The 22,539-nt window shown below is 63.8% G+C and carries 22 protein-coding genes; 12 read left to right on the forward strand and 10 right to left on the reverse strand.

Annotation, left to right across the window (positions count from 1 at the left end; all coding sequences use genetic code 11):
* The 4 genes from B4L76_RS14525 to B4L76_RS14540 form a co-directional block, all read left to right on the forward strand.
* Positions 1–574: sodium:solute symporter family transporter (locus B4L76_RS14525; protein WP_414707194.1), on the forward strand; the 574-nt coding region annotated here is incomplete at its 5' end.
* Between the two features lie 39 nt (positions 575–613).
* Complete coding sequence (locus B4L76_RS14530) at positions 614–1,846, forward strand: OprD family porin (protein ID WP_296233407.1); 1,233 nt, start codon at positions 614–616, stop codon at positions 1,844–1,846.
* Between the two features lie 36 nt (positions 1,847–1,882).
* Positions 1,883–3,940, forward strand: a complete 2,058-nt coding sequence (gene paaZ, locus B4L76_RS14535) for a phenylacetic acid degradation bifunctional protein PaaZ (protein WP_296233408.1) — start codon at positions 1,883–1,885, stop codon at positions 3,938–3,940.
* A 153-nt stretch (positions 3,941–4,093) separates the two neighbouring features.
* Positions 4,094–4,264, forward strand: coding sequence for a hypothetical protein (locus tag B4L76_RS14540; RefSeq protein ID WP_296233410.1), 171 nt, complete (start codon positions 4,094–4,096; stop codon positions 4,262–4,264).
* A 26-nt stretch (positions 4,265–4,290) separates the two neighbouring features.
* Here B4L76_RS14540 and B4L76_RS14545 read toward each other — a convergent pair whose 3' ends face one another.
* Together B4L76_RS14545 and B4L76_RS14550 are read right to left on the reverse strand one after the other, a co-directional pair.
* Entirely contained in the window at positions 4,291–4,560 is a 270-nt protein-coding gene (locus B4L76_RS14545; RefSeq protein ID WP_296233412.1) for a DUF6555 family protein, read from the reverse strand.
* Between the two features lie 144 nt (positions 4,561–4,704).
* Positions 4,705–4,914, reverse strand: a complete 210-nt coding sequence (locus tag B4L76_RS14550; RefSeq protein ID WP_114170448.1) for a general stress protein — start codon at positions 4,912–4,914, stop codon at positions 4,705–4,707.
* Between the two features lie 264 nt (positions 4,915–5,178).
* Here B4L76_RS14550 and B4L76_RS14555 point away from each other — a divergent pair, with 264 nt between their 5' ends.
* Entirely contained in the window at positions 5,179–9,318 is a 4,140-nt protein-coding gene (locus tag B4L76_RS14555; protein ID WP_296233414.1) for a CheR family methyltransferase, read from the forward strand.
* Positions 9,319–9,409: 91 nt separating this feature from the next.
* On the forward strand, positions 9,410–9,808 hold the full coding sequence (locus B4L76_RS14560) for an NUDIX hydrolase (protein ID WP_296233417.1): 399 nt from the start codon (positions 9,410–9,412) through the stop codon (positions 9,806–9,808).
* A 24-nt stretch (positions 9,809–9,832) separates the two neighbouring features.
* Here B4L76_RS14560 and B4L76_RS14565 read toward each other — a convergent pair whose 3' ends face one another.
* Both B4L76_RS14565 and B4L76_RS14570 read right to left on the reverse strand, forming a co-directional pair.
* Positions 9,833–10,384, reverse strand: coding sequence for an ATP-dependent Clp protease proteolytic subunit (locus B4L76_RS14565; RefSeq protein WP_296233421.1), 552 nt, complete (start codon positions 10,382–10,384; stop codon positions 9,833–9,835).
* Between the two features lie 50 nt (positions 10,385–10,434).
* Positions 10,435–10,821 (reverse strand): low affinity iron permease family protein, encoded by a 387-nt coding sequence (locus B4L76_RS14570; protein WP_296233423.1) that lies wholly within the window; start codon positions 10,819–10,821, stop codon positions 10,435–10,437.
* A 192-nt stretch (positions 10,822–11,013) separates the two neighbouring features.
* On the opposite strand from B4L76_RS14570, the gene B4L76_RS14575 reads away from it, so the two are divergent.
* The 5 genes from B4L76_RS14575 to B4L76_RS14595 are packed head-to-tail and all read left to right on the forward strand — an operon-like array spanning position 11,014 to position 15,321.
* Positions 11,014–11,931 carry a DUF72 domain-containing protein gene (locus tag B4L76_RS14575; RefSeq protein WP_296233425.1) on the forward strand — a complete coding sequence of 306 codons (918 nt, stop codon included), beginning with the start codon at positions 11,014–11,016 and terminating at the stop codon, positions 11,929–11,931.
* Positions 11,928–12,713, forward strand: coding sequence for an endonuclease/exonuclease/phosphatase family protein (locus B4L76_RS14580; RefSeq protein WP_296233427.1), 786 nt, complete (start codon positions 11,928–11,930; stop codon positions 12,711–12,713). The genes B4L76_RS14575 and B4L76_RS14580 overlap by 4 nt, the downstream gene beginning before the upstream one ends.
* The gene (gene clsB / locus B4L76_RS14585; RefSeq protein WP_296233429.1) at positions 12,710–13,912 is read left to right on the forward strand and encodes a cardiolipin synthase ClsB; all 1,203 of its coding nucleotides are present in this window, start codon (positions 12,710–12,712) and stop codon (positions 13,910–13,912) included. The genes B4L76_RS14580 and clsB overlap by 4 nt, the downstream gene beginning before the upstream one ends.
* Positions 13,912–14,859 (forward strand): lysylphosphatidylglycerol synthase domain-containing protein, encoded by a 948-nt coding sequence (locus B4L76_RS14590; protein WP_296233430.1) that lies wholly within the window; start codon positions 13,912–13,914, stop codon positions 14,857–14,859. Before clsB ends, B4L76_RS14590 begins: the two co-directional genes overlap by 1 nt.
* 33 nt (positions 14,860–14,892) lie before the next feature.
* Entirely contained in the window at positions 14,893–15,321 is a 429-nt protein-coding gene (locus B4L76_RS14595) for a hypothetical protein (protein WP_296233431.1), read from the forward strand.
* 78 nt (positions 15,322–15,399) lie between these two features.
* Here B4L76_RS14595 and B4L76_RS14600 read toward each other — a convergent pair whose 3' ends face one another.
* Together B4L76_RS14600 and B4L76_RS14605 are read right to left on the reverse strand one after the other, a co-directional pair.
* Positions 15,400–15,624 carry a metallothionein gene (locus B4L76_RS14600; RefSeq protein ID WP_296233433.1) on the reverse strand — a complete coding sequence of 75 codons (225 nt, stop codon included), beginning with the start codon at positions 15,622–15,624 and terminating at the stop codon, positions 15,400–15,402.
* Positions 15,621–16,085 carry a phosphotransferase system, HPr-related protein gene (locus B4L76_RS14605; protein WP_296233435.1) on the reverse strand — a complete coding sequence of 155 codons (465 nt, stop codon included), beginning with the start codon at positions 16,083–16,085 and terminating at the stop codon, positions 15,621–15,623. The genes B4L76_RS14600 and B4L76_RS14605 overlap by 4 nt, the downstream gene beginning before the upstream one ends.
* Positions 16,086–16,236: 151 nt before the next feature.
* On the opposite strand from B4L76_RS14605, the gene ligD reads away from it, so the two are divergent.
* The gene (gene ligD, locus B4L76_RS14610; RefSeq protein ID WP_296233438.1) at positions 16,237–18,756 is read left to right on the forward strand and encodes a DNA ligase D; all 2,520 of its coding nucleotides are present in this window, start codon (positions 16,237–16,239) and stop codon (positions 18,754–18,756) included.
* Between the two features lie 35 nt (positions 18,757–18,791).
* Here the strand turns inward: ligD and B4L76_RS14615 are convergent, their stop codons facing one another.
* The 4 genes from B4L76_RS14615 to B4L76_RS14630 form a co-directional block, all read right to left on the reverse strand.
* A complete protein-coding gene (locus tag B4L76_RS14615) occupies positions 18,792–19,652 on the reverse strand; it encodes a Ku protein (protein ID WP_296233440.1) in 861 nt (286 codons plus the stop codon).
* Positions 19,653–19,726: 74 nt separating this feature from the next.
* Complete coding sequence (locus B4L76_RS14620) at positions 19,727–20,632, reverse strand: SDR family oxidoreductase (protein WP_296233442.1); 906 nt, start codon at positions 20,630–20,632, stop codon at positions 19,727–19,729.
* Between the two features lie 112 nt (positions 20,633–20,744).
* Positions 20,745–21,332, reverse strand: coding sequence for a nucleosidase (locus B4L76_RS14625; RefSeq protein ID WP_296233443.1), 588 nt, complete (start codon positions 21,330–21,332; stop codon positions 20,745–20,747).
* A 46-nt stretch (positions 21,333–21,378) separates the two neighbouring features.
* Complete coding sequence (locus B4L76_RS14630; protein ID WP_296233444.1) at positions 21,379–22,536, reverse strand: carboxylate-amine ligase; 1,158 nt, start codon at positions 22,534–22,536, stop codon at positions 21,379–21,381.
* Positions 22,537–22,539 lie beyond the last annotated feature (3 nt).

The following is a 22,539-nucleotide window of genomic DNA, read 5'->3' on the forward strand; positions in this document are numbered from 1 at the left end:
CTCCGCCGTGGCCTTCGCCACCATCCTCGCCGTGGTTGCCGGCCTGGCGTTGTCGGGAGCTTCGGCCGTATCTCACGACCTGTATGCCTGCGTAATACGCCAGGGCCAGGCCAGCGAACAGGAGGAAATGCGCGTGTCGCGCCTGGCCACCCTGCTGATCGGTCTGCTGGCGGTGATCCTCGGCCTGCTGTTCGAGTCGCAGAACATCGCCTTCCTCTCCGGGCTGGTACTGGCGGTGGCCGCCTCGGTCAACTTCCCGGTACTGCTGCTCTCGATGTTCTGGAAAGGCCTGACCACCCGTGGCGCGGTGTGCGGCAGCATGGCCGGGCTGCTCTCGGCGGTGCTGCTGGTCGTCCTGGGGCCGGCGGTGTGGGTCAACGTGCTGCATCACGAACGCGCGCTGTTCCCATACAGCAACCCGGCGTTGTTCTCCATGAGCCTGGCGTTCCTCGGCGCCTGGGTGTTTTCGGTCACCGACAGCTCCGAACGGGCCAGCCAGGAACGTGGCCGCTACCTGGCGCAGTTCATCCGCTCCATGACCGGAATCGGCGCTGCTGGCGCCAGCAAGCACTGACTCCAAGGAAGAACAACCATGTCGGCTAGAACAACAACAATGAACCGCACACACTTGCTGTCGGCCGCCTGGCTGGCGAGCCTCACCCTGCCGTTGCCGGCGCTGGCGGACTTCGTCGGTGACAGCCACGCCCGCCTGGAGCTGCGCAACCACTACCTCAACCGCGACTTCCGCCAGAGCAACGCAGCGCAGGCCAAGGCCGAGGAATGGGGCCAGGGCTTCACCGCCAAGCTGGAGTCGGGTTTCACCGAGGGCCCGCTTGGCGTTGGCCTCGACGCCATGGGGCAGTTGGGGATCAAGCTCGACTCCAGCCGCGACCGCCGCAACACTGGCCTGCTACCCTTTGGCCCGAACAGCCATGAACCGGTCGACAACTACAGTGAATTGGGCCTGACCGGCAAGCTGCGGCTGGCCAAGAGCACCCTGCGTGTAGGCACCCTGCAACCGATCCTGCCGGTGGTGGTGTACAACGATACCCGCCTGCTGGCCTCCACCTTCCAGGGCGGGCTGTTGAACAGCCAGGACCTCGCCGGCCTGACCCTCAATGCCGGCCGCCTGACCCAGGCCAACCTGCGTGACTCCTCAGGCCGCGATGACATCGGCTACGGCGCCGCCAGCAGCGACCACCTGGACTTCGGCGGCGGCAGCTATGCCATTACCGCTGGAACCAGCGTCAGCTACTACTACGCCAAGCTCGAGGACATCTACCGCCAGCAGTTCGTAGGCCTGGTCGATACCCGGCCGCTGGGCGAGGGCCTGAGCCTGCGCACCGACCTGCGCTATTTCGATAGCCGCGAAGACGGCGCCGAACGTGCCGGCACCATCGATAACCGCAACTTCAACGCCATGTTCACCCTCGGCGTGCGGGCCCACAAGTTCACCGCCACGTGGCAACAGATGTCCGGCGACAGCGCATTCCCGTTCGTCAACGGCGGCGATCCGTTCACCGTCAACCTGGTTACCTACAACACCTTCACCCGCGCCGGGCTGGACTCCTGGCAGCTGCGCTACGACTACGACTTCGTCGCCATGGGCATTCCCGGCCTGAGCTTCATGACCCGCTACACCGACGGCCGCCACGCCGAAACCGCCACGCTCAGCAACGGCCGTGAGCGCGAGCGTGACACCGACATCACCTACGTCATCCAGAGCGGCCCGTTCAAGGACGTCAGCCTGCGTTGGCGCAACGTCACCTTCCGCTCCGGCAATGGCCTGACCAACGCCGTGGACGAAAACCGCCTGATCATCGGCTACACCCTGGCGCTGTGGTAACAGCGCCCCTTACCTCTGTACAGCATGGAGAACAGCATGTCTGCCGCCCCTACCCTGCAAAGCTTCATCGCCGGCCGCTGGCTCGGCCAGCACGGCGCCCAGGCCTTGCGCAGCGCCCTCGACGGCCACGTGCTTGCCTATAGCCACGAGGAACGCCCGGACTTCGCCGAGGCCGTGGATTTCGCCCGGGCCCGCGGCATCGCCAGCCTGATGGCCATGGACTTCCAGCAACGCGCCGCGCGCCTGAAAGCCCTGGCCCTGTACCTGGCCGAGCGCAAGGAGCAGCTCTACGCCCTGTCCCACCACAGCGGCGCCACCCGTGCCGACAGCTGGATCGACATCGAAGGTGGCAATGCCACGCTGTTCTCCTATGCCGGCTTCGGCAGCCGCGAGTTGCCCTCGGGCAACCTGGTCCACGAAGGCCCGGCCATCCCGCTGGGCAAGCAAAGTCACTTTGCCGGCAGCCACATCCTGGTGCCGCGCGCCGGCGTGGCGGTGCATATCAATGCCTTCAACTTCCCCATCTGGGGCATGCTGGAGAAGTTCGCGCCAACGTTCCTGGCCGGCATGCCCTGCATCGTCAAGCCAGCGACCTCGACCAGCTACCTGACCGAGGCCGTGGTGCGCCTGATGCACGCCTCCGGCCTGTTGCCGGAGGGCAGCCTGCAACTGGTGGTCGGCAGTACCGGCGACCTGCTCGACCGCCTGCAAGGCCAGGATGTGGTGACCTTCACCGGCTCTGCCGACACCGCCGCCAAGCTGCGTGTCACGCCGAACCTGGTGCGCAATTCGGTGCCGTTCACCGCTGAAGCCGACTCGCTGAACTGCGCCATTCTCGGCCCGGACGTGACCCCGGACAGCGAGGAATTCGAGCTGTACATCAAGGAAGTGGTGCGGGAAATGACCACCAAGGCCGGGCAGAAGTGCACCGCCATCCGCCGTGCCATCGTACCGGCCAGACACATCGATGCCGTTGCCACGCGCCTGCGCGAGCGGCTCGCCAAGGTGGTGGTCGGCGATCCTTCGCTGGAAGGCGTGCGCATGGGCGCCCTGGCCTCTCATGACCAGCAGCACGATGTCGCCGAGCGCGTGCGCAGCCTGTTGCAGAGTTGCGACCAGCTGTTCGGCGCCAGTGACGGTTTTGCGCCGCGTGGCGAAGGCGTGGCCGAAGGTGCGTTCTTCGCCCCGACCCTGCTGCAGGCGCGCGACCCGCATGCCGAGGGTGGGGCCCACGATATCGAAGCGTTCGGCCCGGTCAGTACGCTGATGGCCTATGACGACCTCGACGAAGCCCTGGTGCTGGCCGCCCGTGGCAAAGGCAGCCTGGTGGCCACCCTGGTCACCGCTGACCGTGGCGTCGCCGCCAAGGCCATCCCGGTCGCTGCTGCCTGGCATGGCCGCCTGCTGGTGCTCGACCGCGAAGCGGCCAAGGAGTCCACCGGCCACGGCTCGCCACTGCCGCAACTCAAGCACGGTGGCCCGGGGCGTGCCGGTGGCGGTGAAGAGCTGGGCGGCCTGCGCGCAGTCAAGCACTACCTGCAGCGCGCGGCGGTGCAGGGTTCGCCGAGCATGCTCACGGCAGTTACCGGCGAGTACGTGCGCGGTGGCGCAGTGATCGAAAGCGAAGTACACCCGTTCCGCCGTTACTTCGAGCAGCTGCGCATCGGCGAATCGCTGCTCACCCACCGCCGTACCGTGACCGAAGCCGACCTGGTCAACTTCGGCTGCCTGTCGGGCGACCACTTCTACATGCATTTCGACGAAATCGCCGCCAGGCAGTCGCAGTTCGGCAAGCGCATCGCCCATGGTTACTTCGTGTTGTCGGCGGCCGCCGGGCTGTTCGTGTCCCCGGGTGCGGGGCCGGTATTGGCCAACTACGGCCTGGATACCCTGCGCTTCATCAACCCGGTAGGCATCGGCGATACCATCCAGGCACGCCTGACCTGCAAGCGCAAGATCGACCAGGGCAAGACCAGCCCGCTGGGGCAACCGCAAGGCGTGGTGGCATGGGACGTGGAGGTGACCAACCAGCTGGGTGAGCTGGTGGCGAGCTACGACATTCTGACCCTGGTGTTGAAACAGCCGGCAGCATGATCGCTGCCACTGGTCGGCATCTGCCTCGATGCGAACGATCGTCCCCCGCGTCATCGGGTTCTGATGGCATGAGGGGTGGTCAATGGCTTCGCCTCTCACTCCTGTGTTGGCCCGCCGGCCTGGCGGGCCTTTTTTACTGCAATGGAGAAGGGCATGAACGACAAGCAGTGGCTGGGCGGCGGGAATGTGCAGGATGACTGGCCGGAACTGGCGCCGGACGAGCGCAGTGACAAAGTGGACGATCCCGATACCGACCCCAATCTGACGGATGACGAGCAGAATCGGCCTGGGGTACCCGCCAGCGATCCCGAATCCGGGGCTTGAACGGCCGGTGTATCGGCGAGCCGGTCTCAGGCGGTAGTGACAGGGTCTTGCAGCGGCTGGCCAGGCTTGCTGCCGGAGGCCCGCCAGCTCACATCCGTCACCCCATAGCGCTCGGCCATGGGTTTGCTTACCTTGCGGATCTTTTCGCGGCCGAACTTGGGAATGATGCCGATACCGGCGTCGCAGCTGGCCCAATGCCAGGCTTCGGCATTGTCCATCCGTTCCAGGCGGATGATGAAGCTGCGCTGCTTGCCATGTAACCGGTAGTCGATGATGTACAACTGCGGATTAGGCATCGCGTGGCCCTCCTCTTTTCCATGGATGACTTCGTGTTGAGTCGAGCGCGCCGCGAAGATTCAAAAAGATTGTGAAACGCTTCGCATGAAAGATGGCCCGGCGCAACGTGCGCCGGGCCATCGCTGCTGTTGCCAGCCGCTGCGCTACTGGTTGCGACCGCCGCCGTGGCTGTTCTGCCCACCTTTGCGGCCTGCTTCCGAGGCGCGTTCGCGGTCATTGGCGAAGTTGCCGCCGGAGGCCTGGCCACCTTTCTGCCCGGCGCGGGACGCTTTTTCGCGGTCGTTGGCGAAGTTGCCCGGGTTGGTTTCCTTGGTGCCGCCACGTTGGCTGGTTTGATCTTGATCGCGAGCCATGTCGTTTCTCCTTGCGGTTGGAATGGAAGTCACGGTCCGTTTACCGTGCCTTTACTCCGAACCCAAGCGGCGCTGTGCGGTCATTCCAGTTGCGGGTTTGCGGACGAGTGGCGCCAAATGACCGGTAGGTCGCAAATTGGCGCACTGCCTTTTAATCCTCTGTCCACCCCCTCGCGATTGCCGCGCCAGGCTGCCTATAATGGCATCTCACAAGCCCGGCGATGCGTCGATGGGCCTTCTGTCAGGTCTGTACAAGGCACCGCCATGAAGTCGACTGCTAACCAGCCCGCCTCGCCGCAAAATCCCAACCTGAGCCCCAGCCACCTGGACTTTCCCGTGGTCGGCATAGGCGCCTCGGCAGGTGGCCTCGAGGCCTTGTGCACGTTGTTCCGGCAAATGCCGACCGATTCGGGCATGGCATTCGTCATCGTCCTGCACCTGTCGCCCGACCACCAGAGCGTGGCCGATCGCATCCTCCAGGAAACCACCACTATGCCGGTGCGCCAGGTGACCGAGCCGGTGCCGATCGAGCGCAACCATGTTTACGTGATATCGCCCGCCAACTGCTTGTCGACCAACGACGGTTACCTGCGGGTAACGCCGGCCAATCGGCGGCGCGGTGACCATGTGGCCATCGACCTGTTCTTTCGTGACCTGGCTGACGTGCACAAGGACCATGCTTTCTGTGTGGTGCTGTCCGGTAGCGGAGCCGATGGCGCGGTCGGGCTGTCGCGCATCAAGGAACAAGGCGGCGTCACGCTGGTACAGGCGCCCGATGACGCGCAGTACGACAGCATGCCGCGGGCGGCCATCGACACGGGTATGGTCGATATCATCCTGCCGGTTGCGGAAATTCCACAGAAACTGCTGGAGCTATGGCAGAACGCTTCTCGGGTGAAGCTGCCGCGGATCGATGACGATACCCTGCCGCCGGCGCTGGGCACCCGGGCAGGCGACGCGCAGGCGTCCGAGCCGTTGCTCGAGGAGATTCTCCTGCAACTGCGCAGTGTCACCGGGCATGACTTCCAGCATTACAAGCGTGCCACCGTGCTCCGGCGTATCGAGCGCCGCCTGCACGTGACCGGGCAAGCCGACCTTGGCGCTTACCTGCGCTTTTTGGAACAGCATCGCGAAGAGGCGACTGCGCTGTTGGCCGACATGCTGATCGGTGTCACCAACTTCTTCCGCGACCGCGAGGCCTTCGAGGCGCTGGAACGCCATGTGCTGCCGCAGCTGGTCAGCCAGCCCGAGCCCGCCGAGGGCGCGAGCGAAATACGCATCTGGTCTGCTGGATGCTCCACCGGCGAAGAGGCCTACAGCCTGGCCATGCTCGCCTGCGAGCAACTGGCCATGGAGCAGCGCGACAGCCAGGTCCAGGTATTTGCCACCGACCTGGATGAGCGGGCGATCGGTGTCGCCCGCGCCGGTTCCTATCCGGAGGCGATCGTCACCGACGTTCCGCCTTCGCGACTGCGCCAGTTCTTCGTCAAGGAAGACCAGCACTACCGGGTACGCAAGGAAATTCGCGAGAAGGTCCTGTTCGCCCGGCACAACCTGTTGTCCGATCCGCCGTTCTCGCAAATCGGCCTGATCGTCTGCCGTAACCTGCTGATCTATCTCGACCGCGAGATCCAGGAGGACATCCTGCAGATGTTCCATTACGCCTTGCGGCCGGGGGGATATCTGTTCCTGGGCTCGGCAGAGTCCGCCGACCTGGCAGGTGAACTGTTCGCCGTGGTCGACAAGCGCAACCGTATCTACCGTGCCCGCGACGTGAGTGCGTTGGGTCGCCGCTCAGGCCGCCAGTTGCCGGGGCCGGACATCAACCGCCTGCCCCAGGCTGCCGGCAGGCAGGACAAACCCGGGCGCAAACCCGCCTACGCCGAGGTGCACCACCGGGCGTTGGCCCGTCGGACACCGCCCAGCCTCATCATCGACGGCGAAGGTACCATCCTGCACCTGAGCGAGGGTGTCGGGCGCTTCATGCAACTGGCGGGCGGCGAACTCAGCCGCAACCTGTTGAACCTGGTGCTGCCAAGCTTGCGCCTGGCCCTGCGCAGCACCTTGTTCCAGGCCCGCCAGGGGACTGAAGCAATAACCTCCCGGCCGGTGGAGCTGGACGAAAGTTCCGAGCGGGTGCAGGTGGAAATCACCGTGCAGCCGCACAAGGATGAAGTGAGCGCTGGCGAGTACCTGCTGGTGGTATTCGAAGCGCACGCCGCTGGCCCGTCGTTGCCCAACGCCGAGTCGATCCGCCAGACCGACAGCATGGTGTTGCACAACCTCGAGCGCGAGCTGCAGCGCACCCGCCTGCAGTTGCAGGAAACCATCGAACAATGGGAAATCTCCAGCCAGGAACTGACCGCCTCCAATGAAGAAATGCAGGCGATCAACGAGGAACTGCGCTCCGCCAGCGAAGAGCTGGGCACCAGCAAGGAAGAGCTGCAGTCGATCAACGAGGAACTGCTGACGGTCAACTTCGAGCTGAAGAACAAGGTCGAGGAAACCGACAAGGTCAACGACTATCTCAGCAACCTGATCGCCAGCACCGATATCGCCACGGTCTTCGTCGACCGCAACCTGCATATCCGCTGGTTCACCCCGCGCGCCACCGACCTGTTCAACATGCTGCCGGTCGACACCGGCCGCTCGCTGCTCGACATCACCCATCGGCTCGACTACCCCGCGCTGGCCAATGATGCCCGCACCGTGGCCCAGGGCGAACACATCATCGAACGCGAGGTCGGCGGCCATGACCAACGCTGGTACCTGGCGCGGTTGCTGCCGTACCGTTCGAGCGAGCAGGACATCGATGGCACGGTGCTGACCTTCATCGACATCAGCAAGAGCCGGGCGGCCGAGGAGCGCGTGCGCCTGGGTGAGGAGCGCATGCGCGTGGTGGCCGAGAGTACCCATGACTTCGCCATCATCCTGCTCGACGAACAGGGCCTGGTCACCGACTGGAACACCGGCGCCAGCCTGATGTTCGGCTACGGCAAGGCTGACGTGCTGGGCCAGCATTACCGCCTGATCTTCACCGAAGAGGACCGTGCCCACGGCGTTCCCGAACAGGAGCTGCATGCAGCCCGGGTCAACGAACGTGCCCAGGACGAGCGCTGGCACGTGCGCAAGGATGGCAGCCGGTTCTACTCCAGCGGCGAGATATCCCAGCTCAAGGGCAGTACCCTGCGCGGGTTCGTCAAGATCGCCCGCGACCTCACGGGGCACAAGCGCCTGCACGACGAGCAGAGCAAGCAGCTGGCCGAGTCGCAGAGCAACAGCCACATGAAGGACGAGTTCTTCGCCATCATGTCGCATGAACTCAAGCATCCGCTCAACCTGATCCAGCTCAACGCGGAAATCCTCCGGCGTTTGCCGACGGTCGCCCAGACTGCAGCGGCGAGCAAGGCAGTGAAGGCCATTCGCGAGGCCGTCAGCAGCCAGGCGCGAATCATCGATGACTTGCTCGATGTCGCACGCATTCGTACCGGCAAGCTGAAGCTGAAGACCGCGCCGGTGGATATCTGCGCCATTCTGCAGGGCATCCATGCGTTGGTGCAGAGCGAGCAACCTGCCTGTCATGTGGCGTTGGAGCTGCCGGCTGATGGTTTGCCCTTGTTCATCGACGGCGACAGCACACGGCTGGAACAGGTGGTCTGGAACCTGCTCAACAATGCGCTCAAGTTTAGCCCGGTGGGCGGGCTTATCCGCCTGGTGCTGAGCCATGATGAAGCACAGGTGTGGTTGCGCGTCATTGACCAGGGGGTTGGCCTGCCGGCGGACAGCCTGGAGCATATTTTCGACCTGTTCAGCCAGGCCACGCCGCAAATGGGCAACCACTCGCGTGAAGGCCTGGGCATCGGCCTGTCCCTGGTCCGCCAACTGGTCGAAGCACACGGAGGCAGTGTCCACGCGGATTCGGCGGGCATCGGCCAGGGCTGTACGTTCACCGTCAGCCTGCCGCTATTGGAAGCGGGTCGGCGGCCAGCCGCGGCGCCAGCGGATGCCGCAACCGACGGCCGCCTGAGTGGCATCCACGTATTGTTGGTGGATGACTCGCCGGACGTGCTGGAAGTGATGCAGCAGTTGCTGGAGATGGAGTGCGCCCAGGTCAGCGCCTTCACTGACCCGCGTCAGGCGCTGGAAGCGGCCGCGGCCAGCACCTACGACATCATCCTGTCGGACATCGGCATGCCGGTCATGGATGGCCACGCCTTGATCAAGGCCCTGCGCGGTCTCAGCCACCTGCAGACCACCCCGGCGATCGCGTTGACGGGCTATGGCGCCAGTGCCGACCAGCACAAATCACGCCAGTCGGGGTTCGACCGGCACTTGAACAAACCGGTCGGTTACGACGAGTTGGTCGAGGCGATCGAAACCTTGCATGGGTCCGAACCCTACTGACCATCCATCCTTTTTTGCCAGGGTAAACACAACGTTCATTGCGCTTCGGGTGACTAATTCCCTATAGGAATAGCGTCACCGAGGAGTGTGCATGAAACCGCTGAAAGCTCGCGCAACCGTTATTTGCCGCCACGCCAAGCACGCCCATAAATGGCTCTGGGTCAGGAAACCCAAGGCAGCGTGGACCCTGCCGGGCGGCAAGGTCGAACCGGGGGAAACGCCGCTACAGGCTGCCGAGCGCGAGCTGCTGGAAGAAACCGGCTTGCAGGCGCAGAGCTTGACCCTTTTGATGCGCCATGAAACCCCAGAACGCGTGCATTACGTATTCGAAGCCGAATTCGCCGACGCGCCGCACCCCACCGCCCAACGCGAAATCGCCGACTGTTGCTTCGCCCATATTGACCGGGTGCCGGTGCTCAAGGATGAGATCAGACTGCTGATCCGCTCGTTGCTGGCATGTGACCAGGCGACCGCCGCTTCCATTCGCTAGCACCTGGCACCGGCCTGGGCATGCTCAGGCGTGCACGCTCCACTGGCAGGCATCCGCCCCGATCGGCAATTCATCGATGGCGTGAATCATGCCGCTCTCCAGCGCCTCCTGCGGGCCCAGAATTCGTGGGTACGCCATCAGGTAGCGCGGCACGTCCAGCACCTCGCTGCTGCCCTCGGTACGCTCGGCGACAATCTGCGCATAAAGACGCAGGTCGTAATCCAGGCTCATGGCGTATTCGGCCATGCGCGAATGGTCCACCGAACCGTGCAGTGTCCAGTGGAACGGGTGGAACAGGAACTTGCTATGGGCGCAGGCAGTGCGGTGTTCGCCCGCCAGGAACAAGATGTTGCCCATCGACTCCACGGTTCCCAGGTTGTGCGTGTGCAGCGGGATCGGCAGCCCGCGCAGGAAATTGTACAAGGTGAAGCCATAGCTGCATTCACCGCCCATGGTGGCGATGTTCAGCTGCAACAGCTCGGCGCCCTGTTGCAGGGCTTTCGCACACGTGCTGATGAGGTTGCCGCAGGTGGAGGAGTTGATCGGGCCGGTAAAGTGAATGATGTGTCTGGGCATGCTTGCCTCCAGGAGTTAACGGTATTCATTCCAGTGAAATGGGCAGGCCGTCAGTCTGCGGGCGGGTCGTGTCGCTGGTCGCGGCCCTCTTCGCGCTCGCCCATGCGTTGGTATTGCTTGCGCAGTGCGTGCAGTTCGGCGGGATCCATGTCTTCCAGGTCGAGCAGCGCCTTGTGCGCGCGTCTGGTCGTGCGCAGCAGTTCGTCAATCTTGATGTGCAGCTCATCGTTGTCGCGGTTTTGCGTGTTCTGGATGAGGAACACCATCAGGAACGTGATGATGGTGGTCGACGTGTTGATGACCAGCTGCCAGGTGTCGTTGTAGTCGAACAGCGGCCCGGTCAGGGCCCAGGCCATTATCAGCAACAGGGCAATGGCGAAACTCAGCGGGCGGCCGGTCCAGTTCGCCAGCCATTGCGCGAAACGGTCGAATTTCATGGCATCGCTCCTCACCGTAACCACAGCTGTGGCAGCGTGCGCCACCTTCAGGCTGCTAAAGGGTGGAATCGCAAGGGGCGGCAAAGTTCAATCCCGGCGCTGGATACACCGCCGATCGATCCTGCTTGAACCCTCGTGCAACTGCGCCGGTCGCAATTGATGAACCGGTGCAACGAGCAATAAGGAGGCAGCGTGAGCGAAGTGCGCATTGGCATTTCAGGATGGCGCTACGGCCCCTGGCGAAAGGATTTCTACCCCAAGGGCTTACCCCAGGACGACGAGCTGGCGTTTGCTTCACGGGCGGTCAATACCATCGAAATCAACGGGTCGTTCTATAGCCTGCAGACACCAGAGCGCTATCGCAGCTGGGCCCAGGCCACCCCGGATGATTTCGTTTTCGCGGTCAAGGCGCCCCGCTACATCACCCATATACGGCGCCTGAAGAACATCGAACAGCCAATGGCCAACTTCTTCGCTTCCGGGCCCTTGCTGCTCGGGGACAAGCTGGGGCCGTTCCTGTGGCAGTTTCCGCCCAGCATGAAATTCGATGAGGCGCTGTTCCAGGCGTTCCTGCAGCTTCTTCCGCGTGACCGCGCCGCGGCGCGGCGCTGTGCCGAGGGGTGTGCCGAGCGCCTGCAGGGCAACGGCGGCACTGCCATCGAAGGCAATCAGCGCCTGCGCCATGCGGTGGAAATACGCCATGAGAGCTTCTTGTGTGAAGCCTTCGTCAAGCTCCTGCGCAAACATCAGGTGGCCCTGGTCGTCGCCGACAGCGCCGGTAAATGGCCCTATGTGGAAGACGTGACGGCCGACTTCGTCTACATGCGCCTGCATGGCGACGTAGAGTTGTACAGCAGCGGCTATACCTCGCGGGCACTGCGACGCTGGAAAGAGCGCATCCTGCTCTGGAGCGAAGGCCACCAGGCCGACGACGCCGAGCTGATCGTGCCAGGGCCGCCACCTGGTGCCGCGACACGTGACGTCTATTGCTACTTCGACAATGACCAGAAAGTCCATGCCCCCTACGACGCCCGGCGCCTGCTGGAAAAACTGCACCTGGATCACCACTTGATGACCGAACCCGGTGTGGAACCCGAGGTGGACCTGTGAACAAGACCTTGCCCACGCCCCGTTGCATCATCGACAAGATCACTGCCGTGCACCGGCTGAACGTGCTCACCCTCAACGTGCACAAGGGTTTCACCTTCTTCAACCGGCGCTTCATCCTGCCGGAACTGCGCGAGGCCGTCCGCGCCACCGGCGCCGACCTGGTATTCCTGCAGGAAGTGCATGGCAGCCACCAGCAGCATGCCGTGCGCCACCCGGAATGGCCGGACACGCCACAGTACGAATTCCTGGCCGACAGCATGTGGCCGCAGTTCGCGTATGGGCGCAACGCCGTGTATCCCCACGGCGACCATGGCAATGCCCTGCTCTCGAAGTTTCCCATCACCCGGTTCGACAACCTGGACGTTTCTGTCCACGGCAACGAACAACGCGGCCTGTTGCACTGTCAACTGGAGGTGCCCGGCCATGAGCAGGTGCATGCCGTATGCGTGCACCTTGGCCTGCGCGAGGCCCATCGACAAAGCCAGGTGAAGCTGCTGCTCGAGTTGCTGGACCGCTTGCCGGCCTACGCGCCGGTGATCATTGCCGGTGATTTCAATGACTGGCGGCTCAAGGCCGATGCGGTGCTTTCGCAGCGCCTGGTCGAGGCCTTTGGCGAGCGGTTCGGTACCCCCGCCCGCAGTTTCCCTGCGCGCATGCCGCTGTTGCGGCTGGACCGCATCTACCTGCGCAACGCCATGCCCGGCAAGGCGCAAGTGTTGTCCAACTATCCGTGGTCGCACCTGTCCGATCACGCCCCTCTGGCTGCGGAGATCACGCTGTGAAACGACCCTGGGTGGATGGCAACAGCGTAGAGCTGTTGATCAATGGCGAGGCGTTCTACCCCCGCGTATTCGAGGCCATCGGCCAGGCGCGCGAGGAGGTCCTGCTGGAAACCTTCATCATCTTCGATGACAAGGTCGGCCAACAGCTGCAACGGGTACTGATCGATGCGGCACGCCGCGGCGTGCGGGTGGAGGTGGTAGCCGACGGATACGGTACCGCAGACCTGCCAGCCAGCTTCATTGCGGCGATGACCGATGCCGGGGTGAGCTTTCACCTGTTCGACCCGCAGCCACGCCTGGTGGGCATGCGCACCAACCTGTTCCGGCGCCTGCACCGCAAGATCGTGGTCATCGACGGCGAACGGGCGTTTATCGGCGGTATCAACTATAGCGCAGATCATCTGGGCGATTTCGGGCCCATGGCCAAGCAGGACTATGCCGTGGAAGTCACCGGCCCGGTGGTGGCGCAGGTGCATGCCGTCAGCCGTCGCCTGATGTCGCCTGTGCTCGAACCGCCCAGCGAGGTACGCCCGGTCACCGCGCCGACTGGCGACATCACTGCCGTGCTCGTCGAGCGTGACAACGGCCAGCGCAGCACCGCCATCGAAGCGTATTACCTGGAAGCCTTGCGCAATGCCCGTAAACGCGTAATGGTGGCCAATGCCTACTTCTTCCCCGGTTATCGGCTATTGCGCGAGCTGCGCAATGCCGCCCGGCGCGGTGTCGAGGTTACCCTGATCCTGCAGGGCCAGCCGGACATGCGCTGGGTCCGGGCGCTTTCCCGGCTGCTGTACAACTACTTGCTGCGCGACGGTGTGCGCATTCACGAGTACTGCGAAAGGCCCCTGCACGGCAAGGTTGCCCTGGTGGACGATGAGTGGTCGACAGTCGGCTCGAGCAACCTCGACCCGTTGAGCCTGGCCTTCAACCTCGAAGCCAACCTGTTCATTCGCGACCGCCGCTTCAACCAGCAACTGCACCAGCACCTGAGTTCGCTGGCCAACCAGCAATGCAAGCCGGTGACACTCGAGCGCATGGTTCGCGGCTATTGGTGGCGGGCACCGCTGATATTCCTGTGCTTCCACGTGATCCGCCAGTTCCCGCGCATCGCCGGCTGGTTGCCTGCCCACCGCAAGCGCCTGAAATCGTTGCAGCCGGAGGTAGAGACGCAAGGCAACCTGCACGAGGGCAACACCTGATGGAGCGCAAGCGTTGGCAAACCTGGGCAAAGCGCCTGTTCACCCTGCTGTTCCTGGTTCTCATCCCGGTGCTGCTGTTCACCTTGGCACGCAACCTGGACTGGAACGAAGTGCGGCAGTCCTTGCTCGCCTACAAGCCTGGCAGCCTGGCGATCGGGCTGGCAATGGCGCTGTGCAGCTTCCTGATCTTTGCCAGCTACGACCTGCTGGCCCGCACCTATACCGGCCATAACCTGCCCGCGCGGCAGGTGCTACCGGTGGCCTTCGTGTGTTATGCCTTCAACCTCAATTTCACCACCTGGGTCGGCGGCGTGGCTTTGCGCTACCGGCTTTACAGTCGCCTCGGGCTGGACACGCCAACCATCACGCGCATTCTCACCCTCGGCCTGCTGACCAACTGGATGGGCTACATGCTGCTTGCCGGCGGTGTGTTCGCCTTGCGCCTGGTGGAGCTGCCGTCCAATTGGCCGGTCGGCACAGGCGGGCTGCAACTGATTGGCTTCCTGTTGCTGGCCATCACCGTCACCTACCTGCTGGCCTGTGGCATGGCCAAAAAGCGTACCTGGCAATGGCGCGACCATGAACTGACCTTGCCTTCCCTGCGCCTGGCGTCATGCCAGGTGGCGCTTGGAGCCAGCAACTGGGCGGTGATGGCGTTGCTGATCGACTGGCTATTGCCTGAACAGGCGTTCTACCCGGCGGTGCTTGGCGTACTGCTGATCAGTTGCGTGGCGGGCGTGGTGGCGCACATCCCGGCCGGGCTGGGTGTGCTGGAGACGGTTTTCCTCGGCTTGCTGCACGGCCAGTTCGGCCAAGGCAGCCTGGTGGCGGCCCTGCTGGCGTACCGTACGCTGTATTACTTGATCCCGCTGGTGTTGGCGGTGATGACCTACCTGATACTGGAAAAACGCGCCAAGGCCATGCGCCGGCGCGAAAAAACGGCTTGAATATCGACAACGGCCCAAGGCCGGGAGGTGATCATGCGAATTGCCTTGGTGACACTGATGCTCATGAGTCTGGTCAGTGGCAAGGTGCTGGCCGAAGCCTGCGATGTAATGACCCGCTCATCCAGCGCAGCGGTGCGGCCAGTGGAGCAGCACACCTGCTACACCTACGGCAATATGCCGCCTGAAGCGATCAACTGGTCCTGCAGCAACCAGAACAAGGACATGCTCAGTACGGAGAAGCGCAAAGTGGCGCGCTGCGCCGACGGCAGCGTGGGCAGCTGCATTGCCCCGCTGACCCAGGAAGCCTTGGCCAACCCCAAGGCCGCGGGGAATGACCAGCCTTCCACCCGCCCGACCTTGCCCAAGGATGCCCGGGTGGTGACCTACTACTATGACACGCCTAGCCTGGGCCAGGCGCGGACGGACTGCGAGCGCAGCAATGGTATCTGGCAGACCCATTGAAGCCACTAGCGGGCTGCTTGCAGCCCTTCGCGGGCGCACCCGCGAAGGAGCGGCAAACGGCCCTTTCAACGGCGCTCATCACGGCGAGATCGGATCACTCGCCGGGAAGGTTTCATCCAGCGCATTGTCGACATTGCTTTCGTTCGGCTGCGCTACCTGGGCGCAGTTGCAGCCCGGCATGCGGCAGGGTTCGCCGTTGCGATGCCCGGTAGCACAGGCCTCACAGCAGTAAGCCTTGCCATCCTGGGGCGCGGCATCGACGGTGCAGGTACATTCCTGGCAGGCACAACGTAATTCATTCATGGCTTGCCCTCCTCGTCTTCATCGATCACGTCGTCGGTCCACGGTTCGCCATCCAGCGGCGCGGAGCGGGCCAGCTCGGCCTCATCGAGACCGATACCGCCGCCGATCTCGTCGGCGTCAACGTGGCGCAGGGACTTGTCCGCCGGGCCGCCATGGCCAGGTTCGTACGGGTCACGTGCGCCCGACTCGTCGAACAGGGTATCCGGGCTGAGGTCGTCGTAGCTGACATTGTCTTCGTGCAAACTGTCGCCCAGCGTCTCGCCACCCGTCATGCCGCTTTGCGCAACGCGGCGGGCCGGGAATTCGTGGGCGACTTCCTGCGGCGGGCGCTCATCACCCGCCCGTCCTTCGCGGTCGTCGAGGCGATCATTGAAGTCCAGCTCATGCACGCTGCCCATGCGGTCTTCGGTATCGTCGATCTCGGTCGGCGTGTAGGGTTTGGGGTCTTCAGGTCTGGACATGGATTGTCTCCCTCCGTTGGCTTACTCATGGTCGACTACGCCAGGCGCCGGAAGATTCAGAGTTTCTTGCAAAACTGCAGCGGCTTTTTTGAACTCCCGCTGCCCCGGCTGCCTCCCAACGATAAGACAGCGAATCGCCCCGGAGCCTGCCATGGCCAAGCCCCTCGAGGAATACGCGCGCAAACGCGATTTCAACGCCACGCCCGAACCCAGCGGCGAGCAGAAGCGTACCCGGCGCGCCCATGCCCTGCAGTTCTGCATCCAGAAGCACGATGCCAGCCACCTGCATTACGATTTCCGCCTGGAACTGGATGGCACGTTGAAGAGCTGGGCCATCCCCAAAGGCCCATCGCTCGACCCCAAGGTGCGCCGCCTGGCCGTGCACGTCGAAGACCACCCGTTGGACTACGCCGATTTCGAAGGCCACATCCCCGAAGGGCATTATGGTGCAGGCGACGTGATTGTCTGGGATCGCGGCATCTGGGAGCCGGAGGGTGACGCCCGCGAGGCTTATGCCAAAGGCAAACTGCGTTTCCGCCTGCAGGGCGAAAAGCTCAGCGGTGTCTGGAACCTTTTCCGCACCCACCTGGCCGGGAAGAAGGAGCAGTGGATGCTGGTCAAGTCCCACGACAGCCAGGCGCGCAGCGAAAGCGAATACAGCATCGTCGACGCGCAGCCCGACAGCGTGCTCAGCGACCGTACCCTGCTGCCCAAGCGTGGCAGCGGCAAGCCGGCCAAGGCCAAGGCCAAGCCGGCAGCCGGCAAACGCTCGGCCACAGGTAAAACTGCGCCGTTGCCAGACCTGTTGCAACCGCAGCTGGCCACGCTGGTCGACTCGCCACCGGCAGGCGACTGGCGCTACGAAGTGAAGTTCGACGGCTACCGCATCCTGGCGCGCATCGACGGCGATGACATTCGCCTGTTTACTCGCAACGGTCATGACTGGAGCGAGAAAATGCCGCGCCAGGTGGCTGCCCTGCGTCAACTTGGGGTTGACTCGGCCTGGCTGGATGGCGAGATGGTGGTGAACAACGAGCACGGGGTGGCGGACTTCCAGGCCCTGCAGAACGCGTTCGACACCGCCCACGACGAACAGATCACCTATTACCTGTTCGACCTGCCGTTTCTCGGCGGCCGTGACCTGCGCCAGGTGCCGCTGCAGGACCGGCGCGAAACGCTTCGCCAGTTGCTGGAAGCCAATGAGTCGGACAACCTGCTGTTCTCGGCCGATTTCGACCAGCCGGTGGAGTCACTTCTGGACAGTGCCTGCCGCCTGGACCTGGAGGGGCTGATCGGCAAACGCGTGGACAGCACCTACGTCGGGCGGCGCAGCGCCGACTGGGTCAAGCTCAAGTGCAAGAAACGCCAGGAATTCGTGATCGTCGGCTTTACCGAGCCGAAAGGCAGCCGCAATGGCTTCGGTGCCCTGCTGCTGGCACTGCATGACAACGACAGCGGTGAGTTGCGTTACGCCGGCAAGGTCGGCACCGGCTTCAGCGCCACGACGCTGGAGAGCATCCATGCGCGGCTCAAACCGCTCGAAATCGCCAAGCCCGCCCTGCCCAAGCCTCCTACCGGGGCTGAGGCCCGCGGCGTGCACTGGCTGAAGCCACACTTGCTGGCCGAAGTGGCCTACGCGCAGATGACCCGCGAAGGAATCGTGCGCCATTCGGTATTCCACGGCCTGCGCGACGACAAACCGGCCACCGCCATCGACCTGGAGCGCGCCATGCCCGGCAACACCTTGCCCAAAACCAAAGCCAAAGCCACAGCCAAGCCCGGCAAGACCCCGGAGCACATGGCAGACCTGCGCCTGACCCATCCCGAGCGCGTCATCGACGCCAGCAGCGGCGCCACCAAGCGTGACGTGGCGGAGTATTACGCCGAGGTCAGCCAGTGGATCCTGCCGCAGCTCAAGGACCGCCCGGTGGCTTTGGTACGCGCCCCTGACGGGCTGGCAGGCGAGTTGTTCTTCCAGAAAAACGCCGGCCAGCTGCACATCCCCAATGTGCTCAGCTATGACAAAGCCGAAGCCGGCCAGGCGGCGATGATCATCAATCGTCCCGATACCCTGCTGGGCGCCGTGCAGATGAACATGCTCGAATTGCACACCTGGAACGGCACCGACAAGGACTTCGACAAGCCCGACCGCTTCGTCCTCGATCTCGACCCGGACCCCGCGCTGCCCTGGAAAGCCATGCTGGAGGCCACCCAGCTGACCTTGACCCTGCTCGACGAGCTGGGCCTGAAGGTGTTTCTGAAAACCAGCGGCGGCAAAGGCATCCATGTGGTCGTGCCGCTGACCCGCAAAGCCAGCTGGGACGAGGTGAAAGACTTCAGCCACGCCATCGTCAATTACCTGGCCAGGCTGTTCCCCGAGCGCCTGAGTGCCGTGTCCGGGCCGAAGAACCGCGTGGGGCGCATCTTCATCGACTATCTGCGCAACGGCAAGGGCGCCACCACCGCCTGCGCCTACTCGATGCGGGCGCGCGAAGGGTTGCCGGTGTCGGTGCCGATCTGGCGGGAAGAGCTTGCCCAGCTGAAGGGCGCCAACCAATGGAACATCCACAATCTGCGAGAGCGCCTGGCGGAAGTCGACGACCCCTGGGCGGACATGGGCAAGATGCGTCAGTCGATCACCGCGCGCATGCGCAAGCTGCTGGGCCAGTAGGAAGCTGGCCTGGCAACTGGCTCGGTTGAGGAAAGTCAGGACGCCTTGCGCGTGCGCTTGGCGGGCTTCTTCTCTGCCGCCGGCTTTTTCTTGCCGGGCGCCCCGCCCTTGCCGCCAAGGCTGCGCTTGAGCAGCTCGGTAAGGTCGATGATATCGGCACCTTTTTCCGTGCCGGTTGCCTCGCCTGTTTCCACCGTTTCGATCTTGCCTTTGCTGGCCTTTTCTTCCACGAGGTCGAGGATGGTCTGGCGGAAGGCGTCATGATATTCATCTGGCGACCAGGCACCGCTCATGTCCTCGACCAGCCGCTTGGCCATCTCCAGCTCGCGCTTGTCCACCTTGGCTTCGGTGACGCTGCTGTCCAGCTCCAGCGTGTCCAGCCCACGCACCTCTTCCGGCCAGCGCAGGGTAATCATCACCAGCGCCTCGTCCAGCGGCCGCAGCAAGGCCAGGTGCTGGCGGGTATGCAACACCACCGTGGCCAACGCCACCTTGCCGGTGCTGGCCAGGGTTTCACGCAGCAATGCGTAGACCTTGCCGCCACGCCGGTCGGGGCTGAGGTAATAAGGCGTGTCGAAATGCTGCAGGGGAATATCACCGGCTTCGACGAAGGAAAAGATATCGATGGTCTGCGTCGCCTCGGGGCGGGCCTTGCGGATCTCTTCCTCGCTGATCACCACATAGCGGCCCTTTTCATACTCCACCCCTTTGACGATGTTTTCCTTGTCGATTTCCTTGCCGGTGACCTTGTTCACCCGCTTGTAGCCCACCGGTTCCATGCTGCGCTTGTCGAGCCAGTCGAAGTCCACACGCTCGGTGCGCACTGCGGTATTCAGGGCCACGGGGATGTGCACGAGGCCAAAGCTGATGGCGCCTTTCCAGATTGCCCTTGCCATGAATCTGCCCCCCGGGTTGCCTTGTCGATACCACAAGTGACTGCACCCAGCCGCGAAGGTTTAGCCGGCCAGCCCTATGGCAGCGGATTGCCGCCGGTCACGCCGAACACCTCGCCGGTAATGTAGCTGGACTCCTGGCTGGCCAGCAGCACGTACACCGGCGCGCACTCGGCCGGCTGGCCAGGGCGCTTCATTGGCGTCTGTGCGCCGAATTCGGGGATTTTCTCCGGCGGCTGGCCGCCACTGGGCTGCAGTACCGTCCAGATCGGCCCCGGGGCCACGGCGTTGACCCGGATGCCGCGCTCGATCACTTGCTTGGCCAAGGCCTTGGTGAAGGCAACGATGGCGGCCTTGGTGGTGGCATAGTCGAGCAAGGTGGCCGATGGCTGGTAGGACTGGATCGAGGCCGTGTTGATGATGGTGGCGCCCGCCGGCATCAGCGGTACCGCAGCCTGGCACAGCCAGAACAGTGCGTAGACATTGGTTTTCAGGGTGTGGTCGAACTGCTCGTGGGTGATCTGGCTGATGTCCTTGCGCGCCTCCTGCTTGCCGGCGACATTGACCAGAATGTCCAGGCCACCGAGCTGTTCGTGAGCCTGCTCGACCAGTTCCTTGCAGAACTGCTCGTCCTTGAGGTCGCCGGCAATCGCAACCACCTTGCGGCCTTCGGCTTCGATCAGCTTGATCACCTCACGGGCATCGGGTTGCTCGATGGGCATGTAGTTCAGCGCGATGTCAGCCCCTTCGCGGGCAAAGGCGATCGCGACTGCGCGGCCGATACCAGAGTCTGCGCCGGTGATCAGCGCCTTGCGCCCGGCCAGGCGGCCGAACCCTTTGTAGCTGGCTTCGCCGTGGTCGGGCTTGGGCTGCATGTTGACGTCCAGGCCGGGCGCGGGTTGGCCCTGGGCCGGAAACGGTGGGTGCGGATACTGGGTCAGCGGGTTCTGCATGCTGAACTGGTCTTTGGGTTTGTTGGGCATGGGAGCCACTCCTCTGCTGAAATCGGGCTGGCCCGCAAAAGGGCCGATACCGGTTTCGAGGACAACCCCCGGTCGATGGTTTGCAAAACCTGGCGCTAGCGCCGACCAGCGGTCACACCTGGCTGAACAACACCCGCTTGAATGCCTGCGCCGCCAGGTGCACCTGCACCGCCCAGTCCCCGGCCGCATCGCTGCCGGCATCGTCGGAGATATATTTCAGGCAGACGAAGGGAATGCCTTCGCTGCGCGCGATCAAGGCCAGCACGTAGGCCTCCATGTCGACCACGTCGTACGGTGCGTCGCCGTGGTTGATCTCGAAACTGTCGCCACTACCGCAGGTTTCCAAGGGCAAGCCGGGGATCACCACGCCATGCTCCAGCAGTACCGGAATATCCGACAGCGGCGTTTCGTAACGGGCGAAGCCCAGCGGGGTCACATCCATGTCACGCTGCAAGAAGCGGTTGCAGCACACCACTTCGCCTTTGCCATGGCGCAGGCTGCCAGCAGACCCCAGGTTGACGATCAGCCTGGGTTTGCTGGTGGCGATGGCTCGTGTCAGGCTGATGGCGGCATTGACCTTGCCGATGCCGGTGAACAAGGTGTTCATCCCGGCGAACACGCTGCCCGCCTCGGCCTCGAGAGCGAAGACGAACAAGGTGTCAGCCAGTGAAATATCAGGGAATTGCTGGGTCAACATCATGCTTCGGGGTGTCCGGGTGGCTGGCAAAGGGCGCCGCCATTGTCGTTCAACCCTGCGCGATTGCAAGTGCCGTGGGGTTGCGAAGAGGGTATTTGCCGACCTCCGCCAGTACCTGGTCGACTACCAGGCGTAGCGCTTGCGACGCAGTCTTGCCGCTGCCGCGGGCGTGCTCGAAGCAGGCCAGCTGGCGGTCTGCACTGGTGCCATCGGCCACGATCCGGCGCGCATGCAGCATTGCGCGCTCGGCGTCTGCCGTGTCCACTGGAAATGCCTCTTGCAACTGGGCGAGCCAGCCGTGGGCGGAAACAGCCTGCTGTTGCCGCTGGCCGATGAAGGAACCGTGGCGGCCATGGCGCATGGCACGCCAGTAGTTTTCCTGCGCTACCCAGCGCAGCTCGCGGGTCAGTGGCTCGGGTTCGTGCCCCCTGTGCACACAGTGCTCGACGATATGCCGGAACAACCCGGCGATACACAGTGCATCTTCCAGGTCCGGGCACGCATCACAGATGCGCAGCTCAACGGTCGGGTAGCGCCGCGACGGGCGCACGGCCCACCAGAAGTCGCCATCCTTGGCCAGCGACCCGGTACGCTGCAGCAAGGCCCGGTAACGCTCATAGGCGGACCAGTCAGGCAACGGTTCGGGCAAGCCCATGTGTGGCCACTCGCCACAAATCACCCGGCGGTAACTGAGGTAACCCGTATCCTGGCCGCACCATAACGGCGACGAAGTGCTCAGCACCAGCAGCAGCGGCAGCCACGGCACCAGGCGATTGATCAGTTGCATTCGGTCGCACCCTTCCGGCACGCCGACATGCACATGCAAGCCATTGACCAGGCTGCGTCGCGCCACGTGCTGGTAGTCATCGAACAACTGCCGGTAATGCGCCGCGGTGGCCGGTTTCTGCTTCTGCCACTGGGCAAACGGGTGGCTGGCGGCGCCGTACAGGCCCATGCCGTCCTGCGCCAGGGCTTCGCCAAGGCGCTGCCGGCTGTGGGCAAGGAACTCCCGTGCCTGGTGAAGGTTGGCGAATACCGGGGACGCCACTTCGATCTGGCTGCGGAACATCTCCTGGGCAAACGACGTGCCCAGCCCTTCCCGGCAGCGCCTGGCCACAGCTGGTAGCGGCGCAACCGGAACGCGGCCGGTGGCAAGGTCTACCAGCAGGTATTCTTCTTCGATGCCGAAGGTGCAAGGCGCTGGCATAGC

This window comes from Pseudomonas sp. UBA4617, from assembly GCF_002386445.1.
In the GTDB taxonomy this organism is placed as follows: domain Bacteria; phylum Pseudomonadota; class Gammaproteobacteria; order Pseudomonadales; family Pseudomonadaceae; genus Aquipseudomonas.